This window comes from Nocardia carnea NBRC 14403 (assembly GCF_000308515.1).
GTDB classification, from domain to species: domain Bacteria; phylum Actinomycetota; class Actinomycetes; order Mycobacteriales; family Mycobacteriaceae; genus Nocardia; species Nocardia carnea.
The window spans coordinates 236,631-243,845 of the sequence record NZ_BAFV01000018.1 but is presented as its reverse complement, the minus strand read 5'-3'; the positions used below and the strand labels follow the sequence as shown (position 1 = coordinate 243,845).

At 66.5% G+C, this 7,215-nt stretch carries 7 protein-coding genes and 1 pseudogene; 2 read left to right on the top strand and 6 right to left on the bottom strand.

The window, feature by feature from the left end; all coding sequences use genetic code 11:
* Positions 1-630 (bottom strand): annotated as a pseudogene (locus ON22_RS06465) (phosphoribosylaminoimidazolesuccinocarboxamide synthase); the annotation flags it as partial.
* Between the two features lie 124 nt (positions 631-754).
* Between ON22_RS06465 and pepN the strand changes: the two are divergent.
* Entirely contained in the window at positions 755-3,325 is a 2,571-nt protein-coding gene (gene pepN, locus ON22_RS06460; protein ID WP_033247366.1) for an aminopeptidase N, read from the top strand.
* Positions 3,326-3,399: 74 nt separating this feature from the next.
* On the opposite strand, the gene ON22_RS06455 is transcribed toward pepN, so the two are convergent.
* The 3 genes from ON22_RS06455 to ON22_RS06445 form a co-directional block, all read right to left on the bottom strand.
* A complete protein-coding gene (locus ON22_RS06455) occupies positions 3,400-3,840 on the bottom strand; it encodes a DUF5130 domain-containing protein (protein WP_033247365.1) in 441 nt (146 codons plus the stop codon).
* 10 nt (positions 3,841-3,850) lie between these two features.
* On the bottom strand, positions 3,851-4,144 hold the full coding sequence (ctaJ, locus tag ON22_RS06450) for an aa3-type cytochrome oxidase subunit CtaJ (RefSeq protein WP_033247364.1): 294 nt from the start codon (positions 4,142-4,144) through the stop codon (positions 3,851-3,853).
* Between the two features lie 235 nt (positions 4,145-4,379).
* Entirely contained in the window at positions 4,380-4,811 is a 432-nt protein-coding gene (locus ON22_RS06445; RefSeq protein ID WP_033247363.1) for a globin, read from the bottom strand.
* A gap of 280 nt (positions 4,812-5,091) precedes the next feature.
* On the opposite strand from ON22_RS06445, the gene ON22_RS06440 reads away from it, so the two are divergent.
* Entirely contained in the window at positions 5,092-5,823 is a 732-nt protein-coding gene (locus ON22_RS06440; RefSeq protein ID WP_174375558.1) for an HNH endonuclease, read from the top strand.
* Positions 5,824-6,076: 253 nt separating this feature from the next.
* Here ON22_RS06440 and ON22_RS06435 read toward each other — a convergent pair whose 3' ends face one another.
* Both ON22_RS06435 and ON22_RS06430 read right to left on the bottom strand, forming a co-directional pair.
* On the bottom strand, positions 6,077-6,745 hold the full coding sequence (locus tag ON22_RS06435) for a DUF8185 domain-containing protein (RefSeq protein WP_033247362.1): 669 nt from the start codon (positions 6,743-6,745) through the stop codon (positions 6,077-6,079).
* Positions 6,746-6,776: 31 nt separating this feature from the next.
* Positions 6,777-7,211 (bottom strand): acyl-CoA thioesterase, encoded by a 435-nt coding sequence (locus tag ON22_RS06430; protein WP_033247402.1) that lies wholly within the window; start codon positions 7,209-7,211, stop codon positions 6,777-6,779.
* Between the last annotated feature and the right edge of the window lie 4 nt (positions 7,212-7,215).

The following is a 7,215-nucleotide window of genomic DNA, read 5'->3' as shown; positions in this document are numbered from 1 at the left end:
GGAGTCCGAGGTCAGCAGTTCGTCGCCGAGCGTGAGAACATCACCGTCCCAGCCGAACTCGACCTTGGTATCGGCAATGATCACGCCCCGTTCGGCGGCATGCGCCGCGCCCCGGGCGTACAGGTCGAGGGTGCGGTCGCGCAGCTGCTCGGCGATCTCGCGGCCCTCCTGGGCGACCACCTGGTCGAAAGTCATCGGTTCGTCGTGACCGGTATCGGAGACCTTCGTGGTCGGCGTGAAGATCGGCTCGGGCAGCCGGTCACCTTCGCGCAGCCCGGCCGGTAGCGCCACCCCGCACACCGAACCGCTGCGCTGGTACTCCTTCCACCCCGACCCCACCAGGTATCCGCGCGCCACGCATTCCACCAGCACCATCTTCAACGGCTTCACCCGCACCGCCCGGCCGGCGAATTCCGCGGGCACATCGGTGGTGGACAGCACATGGTTGGGGATATCGGCGAAGAATTCGAACCACCAGTTCGACAGTTGCGTCAGCAGCGCGCCCTTGTCCGGGATCGGTGTGGGCAGTGAAACGTCGTAGACCGAGACCCGGTCCGAGGCAACCAGCAGCAGCGTGTCACCGTCGGTGTACAGGTCGCGCACCTTTCCGGCGTGCACATGCTTCACGTTGCGGCTCCGATCCTCTGATCCTCGACTGGAGCGAAGTCAACTGACTTCACTGCAAGCAAACCTTACCGACGTGGCATTGTGGACAGCGCTCGTGCCCGCACCTCTGTGTAATCGAAGGAGCCCGATGTCCGCACCGAACCTCACCCGCGAACAGGCGATCGAACGCGCCGGCGTCGTCTCGGTCGAGAACTACCGCATCGACCTCGACCTCAGTGACAGCGCGGGGAAACCGGGCGAACAGACGTTCTTCTCGCGCAGTACGGTCACCTTCACCGCGAAGCCCGGCTCGCAGACCTTCATCGATATCGTCGCCCGCGGCATCCGCTCGGCGGTACTGAACGGCAAACCCCTCGATATCGCCGACTACGACGAGTCGACCGGTATCACCCTGCCCGATCTGGCCGAACGCAACGAACTCGTGGTGGAGGCCGACTGCGAGTACTCGCACACCGGCGAGGGCCTGCACCGGTTCGTCGACCCCGCCGACGAGGCGGTCTACCTGTACTCCCAGTTCGAAACCGCCGACGCCAAACGGATGTTCGCCTGCTTCGACCAGCCCGATCTCAAGGCCACCTTCGATATCGAGGTCACCGCGCCCGCCGACTGGAAGGTCATCTCCAACGGCGCCGGCAGCGTCGAGGGCGGCCGGCACCGGTTCGCGACGACACCGCTCATGAGCACCTATCTGGTCGCGCTGATCGCCGGACCGTACGCGGAATGGACCGATACCTACACCGACGACCACGGCAGTATCCCGCTCGGTATCTACTGCCGCGCCTCGCTCGCCGAGTTCATGGACGCCGACCGGCTGTTCACCGAGACCAAACAGGGTTTCGGCTTCTACCACAAGAACTTCGGCCTCCCCTACGCGTTCGGCAAATACGACCAGCTGTTCGTGCCGGAGTTCAATGCCGGGGCGATGGAGAACGCCGGGGCGGTGACCTTCCTCGAGGATTACGTCTTCCGGTCCAAGGTCACCCGGGCCTCCTATGAACGCCGCGCCGAAACCGTGCTGCACGAGATGGCGCATATGTGGTTCGGCGATCTGGTCACCATGAAGTGGTGGGACGACCTGTGGTTGAACGAATCCTTCGCGACCTTCGCGTCCGTGCTGTGCCAGGCCGAGGCCACCGAGTACACGAGCGCCTGGACCACCTTCGCGAATGTCGAGAAGTCGTGGGCCTACCGGCAGGATCAGCTGCCCTCGACCCACCCGATCGCCGCCGATATCCCCGATCTGGCCGCTGTCGAAGTCAATTTCGACGGCATCACCTACGCCAAGGGCGCCAGTGTGCTGAAACAGCTGGTGGCCTACGTCGGGCTGGAGCCGTTCCTGGCCGGGCTGCGCGCCTATTTCGCCGACCACGCCTACGGCAACGCCACCTTCGACGATCTGCTGGCGGCCCTGGAGAAATCCTCCGGACGCGATCTGTCCGACTGGGGCGCCCAGTGGCTCAAGACCACCGGCCTCAATATTCTGCGGCCCGATTTCGAGGTCGGCGCCGACGGCAAGTTCACCTCGTTCACCGTGATCCAGGAGGGCGCTGCCCCCGGTGCCGGTGAGCAGCGCGTCCACCGGCTGGCCATCGGCGTCTACGACGATCAAGAGGGCAAACTGGTCCGCACGAAACGGGTCGAACTCGATCTCGCCGCCGCCGAACGCACCGAGGTCGGAGAACTCGTCGGCGTTCCTCGCGGCAAGTTCGTGCTGATCAACGACGACGACCTCACCTACTGCTCGGTCCGCCTGGACCCCGATTCACTCGATGTCCTGGTCAACCACATCGCCGATATCGCCGAACCGCTGCCCCGCACCCTGGCCTGGTCGGCGGCCTGGGAGATGACCCGGCAGGCCGAGTTCCGGGCCCGTGATTTCGTGGCGCTGGTGCAGCGGGGTATCGGCGCGGAATCCGAGATCGGAGTGGTGCAGCGGCTGCTCATGCAGGCCAATACCGCCCTGCGCAGCTACGCCGGCCCGGAATGGGCCGACACCACCGGCTGGCAGGATTATGCGAATCGCCTGCTGGAACTGGCCCGGGAGGCCGAGGGCGGTTCCGACCACCAGCTGGCGTTCGTCAACGCCCTCACCGGCGCGAAACTGGCAGCCTGGCATACCGAGGTGCTGCGCGAACTGCTCGACGGCGACCCGGCCGGGGTGGGTCTACCCGGACTCACCGTCGATACCGACCTGCGCTGGCGGCTGCTCACCGCGCTTGCCGCGGCCGGAGAAATCGACACCGAGAGCGCGGACACGACCCCAGCCATCGACGCCGAGCTGCGCAACGACGAAACCGCTGCCGGCCGCCGGCAGGCCGCCACCGCGGCCACGGCCCGTCCGATCGCCGAGGTGAAGGCATCGGCCTGGTCCACGGTGATGGAGGACGATTCGGTGCCCAATATCACCGCGCGCTCCATCGTCAACGGTTTCGCCCCCGCGGGGCAGGGCTCCCTGCTGCAGCCCTTCGTGGAGCGGTATTTCGCGGAGATTCCCGCGGTGTGGGAGCGCCGGTCCAGTGAGGTCGCGCAGACCGTGGTGATCGGGCTGTACCCGGCCTGGGCGATCAGCGACGAAGCGGTGGCCCGCGCCGACGAGTTCCTGTCCGCCGATCATCCGCCCGCCCTGCGACGGCTGGTAATCGAAGGTAAGGCCGGAATCGAACGCTCGCTGCGCGCCCGCGCCTTCGATATTTCCTGACCGGAAACGGCAAACGGCGCGTCCACCTACTGGTGGACGCGCCGTCGTCGTCGGTAGCGAGCGCTCCCGGAAGGTCAGCGACCGATGGCAGCCGCCATCACGCGGACTGCAGAAACGAGACCGTCGATCAGTTCACCCTGGCGAAGCGAACTCAGGGCAGCGGTGACGCCGAGCTGGCACACCCGGTCATTGGCGCGCTCGGCCACATCCCGGCCGGAGCGAACCTCCACGGCATGATCGTTCGGGGAGACAGCGATGAGCACCGACCGCGCCGCCTCCGGAGTCGTGGGGAACAGTGCGTCCACCGTGGCACCGGCATCGGGCCCGAGGTCGCCGATATAGACGTTGAACCGGACCTTGGTGGCGCGGGTCGCCTCGGTGAGCACATTGTCCATGGCCAGCCGCTCGTCGTTGTCGAACGGCGCCTCCATGAACACGTCACCGGCCTCGTGTACGCCGGAGACCCGCCCGCTGCTGGTGATCACGTACCCGCGCGGCAGTTCGGACTCGACCACCGCAGGCCACTTAGTACTTGCCACTTGCCCGGCCTCCGATCAGCGCTTCCTGGGGGGATTCGAGGGCGTCGAACGCCACATGCGAACCATGCGACGATTCACCGGCATCATAGGAATGACCGTGCCCGGTGACCTCATCGGTAGCACTCCACAGCACCGGCGCGGAGGTCCACTTCTTGCTCATATCGAAGTGGACCGGCTTCTCACCGGGCAGCGGCTTACCGAGATACGACAAACCAGCGATTATGAGGTAGATCCCCAGTGGGATACCGGCGAAAATCGCCACTGTCTCGAGAATGCTCACACAATAAAGGTAGACGATCCAGCTGTGTATATTTGCGCCGCCTCCGGCGGCGCGGGGTTTTGGCCCCCCTTGGTCCCTGCGTTCAGCCCGCGATACTCGCGCCTGCGGCGCATTGTCTCGCGGGCTGAACGCAGGGACGGGCCAAAACCTTCGAGGGCCTCGCTGGACTCGGCGCCGCAGTGTGGGGCGTACAGCGGAAACGGCTGCCTGATCACCCTGCCGGGGGGCGACCCGGTTACCAGGCGGCGTTCATCAGGGAGTTCGCGGCCATTTCCAGGTAGTCGAGCAGCTGGCGACGGTGGGCGTCGTCGAGGATCTCCGGCTCGATCTCGGCGACCGCGATACGCATACAGCGCAACCAGGCATCGCGCTGGACCGGCCCGATCTCGAACGGCATATGCCGCATACGCAGCCGCGGGTGGCCGCGTTCGTCGGAGTAGGTGCGGGGGCCGCCCCAGTACTGTTCGAGGAACATCCGCAGCCTGCGCTCCGCCGGGCCGAGGTCCTGTTCGGGATACATCGGCCGCAGGATCTCGTCGGCGGCGACCTCACGGTAGAACGTTGCCACCAACCGGTGGAAGGTCTCCTCCCCGCCGACGGCGTCGTAGAAGGAGATGGTGGCCTGTTCGCCGGCCGGATCGCCGGCAGCCGGAATACCCGAAGTCATGAACCCTCTCGTTTCGCTGGATGCGCCGTCCATTGTGCCCGCGTCACCTCGGGTTCGCAGATTCGGCGATATGTCCGTACCGTCGAAGGAGTGTCCGGCCACCCGATACGGCCGGTCTGCGTCGGCGTCGTCGACTCGGTTGACCTCGGACGTCGCTTCAGCGACAGTTAACCGGCCATTGTGCAAAATAACCGTGCACTCCGGGGCTTTCCATGGTCAACTGAATCTTGTCTCCCGGCGAGATACCACATGATCTTGAAACGCAGAATTTGGGGTCGACATGAAGCAACGGACCGGCGCCCGATCACCGGAGGCGATACGCCACCGACAACTGAAGCCCGCCGACGTCCACGCTCGTGGGTCGGGGGCTCCTCCGCTGCAACTGCTGTCCGATCACGCGGTCAACCGGCACACTTCCGAGACCGCAGCCGATACCGATTCCGCTCGTTCCCGCGGCGAATCCGCCGCTGTACTCCACCCCACTCAGCACATCAGCTGGCTCAAACGCCGCGTCCTGCTGCTCAATGCCACCTACGAACCGCTGACCGCGCTACCCGCTCGCCGAGCCATCGTGCTGCTGGTCTGCGATAAGGCCGACGCGGTCCATCACGACCCCACCGGCCCGGTCCTGCACTCCGCCGGGGCCACCGTCACCATCCCCTCGGTCATCCGCCTGCGCACCTATGTGCGGGTCCCCTACCGCGCGCGGGTCCCCATGACCCGCGCCGCCCTCATGCAGCGCGACCGCTACCGCTGCGGCTACTGCGGCGGTAAGGCCGAAACGATCGACCACGTCATCCCCCGCAGCCGCGGCGGCGAACACAGCTGGGAGAACTGCGTTGCGAGCTGCGCCCCGTGTAACCACCGCAAGGCCGACAAACTGCTCAGCGAACTGGGTTGGACCCTGCGGTCACCGCTGATCTCCCCGAAAGGCCCGCACTGGCGTCTGTTGTCCACGGTCAACGAACTCGATCCGAGCTGGTTGCAGTACCTCGGCGAGGGCGCCGCATAGTTCCGGCGCACCGCCGCGCAGGTCGGCCGCCCCGCACTCGAACTCTCCGGCTCATCCGCGTGATCGGCTCGCGGCCGAGCAAGTCGGCTCGGTTCGCGTCGGCCAGATCGCGCCGCACGGAAGTCGGCACCGAGGAGAGCTCGCGGGCGCGGAGAGGGAACCTGGGCGCAGTCTTCTCGGCTACTGCACGTCGTCGATCGGATGCAAGGACGACGGCGACCGGCAGGTATGCCGCGCCGGATGGAGTGCGGCCTTATCGGGGCGTCAGCGAAATACTTCCGGTCCTGCGCCGGGCGATGGAACCGTAGCGGGCATCCAGGCGGAGCCACGTTCTGGTCGCACGGACGCGGACCGACTCCCCGGGCGGGATCCGGTTCGCCTCCGCGCGGTCTCCGGAGTGCGGGATGAAATCCATGGAGGTGAGCGCGAACACCACCCGCATCGGTATCTGTACCTCGTCCTCGTCGGCCGAGACGGTGATCACCGTCTGGTCGAGCAGTGAGGCCGGCGGGCCGTGGTTCGATCCGTGTTCCTTCGCCAGCTCGACCCCGCGTTCGGCCAGCTCCACCAGGGTCCGGGCGGGCAGGTCGTCGATATGGCCGAACCCACTGGTGGGCGGCAGGGCGCCACGCCAGGCCGAATCCAGGGAGTAACCGAGATCGATCGGGCCGGGCGCGTCCAAGGCGACCAGTACCGTTTCGGCGCCGACCGTCGCATCGTCGACCATGAGCTCGGCGCCGACCGTACGGGTGGCCAGCGCTTCGAAGCCGGTGGCGACCCACGCGGTCACCAGACCTTCTCCACGCCGGCGCAATCGCACCACCGCCGCCGGGTCCAACCGCTGGGCCCGGGTGAGGAACGTGGCCAGATTCTCGCGTTCTGCCGGGTCCGGTACAGAAAGGACTCGCTGGTCGGATGTCACGAGCGGATCGGCATCGTGGGAGTGGCAGTGCTCATGCTTCCATCCATTGCGCCAGGTAAATCCGTTCGGCTTCGGTGAGCCGGCGCAGCCGCTGGGTTTCGATATCGAACGCCGCCAGCTGGGTGGTGGCGGTGACGGCGGCCGGGGAGCCAGGGGTGGCACCCGCGGGCCGTACCTCGTAGGCGACGGTGAAATCGACGGCGCGCAACTCCTCGATCCACATGGCGATATCGAGCGGGGTGTCCTCATGCCGCAACTGACCGCGGTACTTGACGTGCAGATCCGCCAGGACACAGCCGTTACGCAGTGCCACAGTGGGGCGATCGGCCTCGAACAGCCAGGGGATCCGCGCTTCCTCGAGCAGCGTCACCATCCGGGCGTGGTTGACGTGCTGGAACACATCCATATCCGACCAGCGCACATGGACGGCCGTGTGGAAGCGCGGCGCCGGGGCGGCCGTGGCCACCTCG

Bases quoted from the DNA above. Each gene is read 5' to 3' on its own strand.
- pepN (WP_033247366.1), top strand. From the start codon at position 755: ATGTCCGCACCGAACCTCACCCGCGAACAGGCGATCGAACGCGCCGGC.
- ON22_RS06445 (WP_033247363.1), bottom strand. From the start codon at position 4,811: ATGACTTCGGGTATTCCGGCTGCCGGCGATCCGGCCGGCGAACAGGCC.
- ON22_RS06440 (WP_174375558.1), top strand. From the start codon at position 5,092: ATGAAGCAACGGACCGGCGCCCGATCACCGGAGGCGATACGCCACCGA.